This window comes from Alkalibacterium sp. m-11 (genome assembly GCF_054658155.1).
This window is the reverse complement of record NZ_BAAGIR010000278.1, coordinates 1-1,038: the sequence shown is the minus strand read 5'-3', so window position 1 is coordinate 1,038 and position 1,038 is coordinate 1. Positions and strand designations below refer to the sequence as shown.

Annotated in this window: 2 protein-coding genes; both read right to left on the bottom strand. The window is 39.2% G+C overall.

Annotation, left to right across the window (positions count from 1 at the left end; genetic code table 11):
- Positions 1–642, bottom strand: a 642-nt coding sequence (locus ACYQ2O_RS12375) for a reverse transcriptase domain-containing protein (protein WP_459796717.1), incomplete at its 3' end; no start/stop codon positions are given.
- A gap of 157 nt (positions 643–799) precedes the next feature.
- Positions 800–1,038: hypothetical protein (locus ACYQ2O_RS12370; protein WP_459796716.1), on the bottom strand; the 239-nt coding region annotated here is incomplete at its 5' end.

Sequence of the window (1,038 nt, the reverse complement as noted above, 5' to 3'; positions counted from 1 at the left end):
ATCTAAATGATGGAGATAAACATTGGCTAATAGAGGAGATAATGGACCACCTTGTGGTGTCCCCATATCTGTTTTAACATAAAAGTCTTGGTCTAAAATACCCGATTTGAGGAAGTTCCAAATTAATTTTAGAACGATTTTGTCTTGTATATAGTATTCCAGATAATTTCGTAACTTTTGATGATTAATTGTATCGAAATAATTCTTTAAATCACAATCTACCGCAATACGATAACCTTCCTCATAATATTGTTGTACTTGTTCAATTGCTTGATGGGCGTTTCGACCTTTTCGAAAGCCATAACTATAGTCAGAAAAGTGGGGGTCAATAATGGGGGCTATAACTTGTAGAATAGCCTGTTGGACAACTCTGTCTCTTATACAGGGAATACCTAGAAGTCGCTTCCCTCCATTTGCCTTTGGAATTTCCACTCGCCTAACCGGTTGAGGCATATATGTGCCTTCCTTTAGTTTTCGAATGATATGTGAACCAAATTCTGCCATGTGTGCATCTAGTTCATCGACAGTCATGCCGTCTACACCTGGCTTGCCTTTGTTCTTTTTAACTTTCTTGATGGCAAGCTTTATATTCTTTCTATCGACTACTCGATCGATTAATGAGATATCATTTTGTCTATTCATTTCTGTGTTACGCCCCTACGCACTCCTACATATTCTTTTGCTTCCAGCGTATCCTTTTGTAGGTAGCCATCTCTCTGAACTTAATCACGATGTTTTCTGCGATACTGATGGCGTGTACACCTCCTTGATTTTCAAAATTATTATTGTTCAGTCCTTCCTAACTTTCGTTAGTACTATGACGTCTGTTCCTGCGATTACTCGTCACAAAAAAATTGGCTGACTTCTCTTCCTCCAGTTTTCCATCACTGAAAAAGTTTGATATAAAGAAAGAGACCTCCCCGGGTAAGAACGACAACCTTCTGCTCATGTCACTGCTCCATTTACTGTACAGGATTCGGGCAGTATCGGACTTCACTTTGTTTCGCAAGCTCATCCGTCCTGATTCAGCCTTTGTAT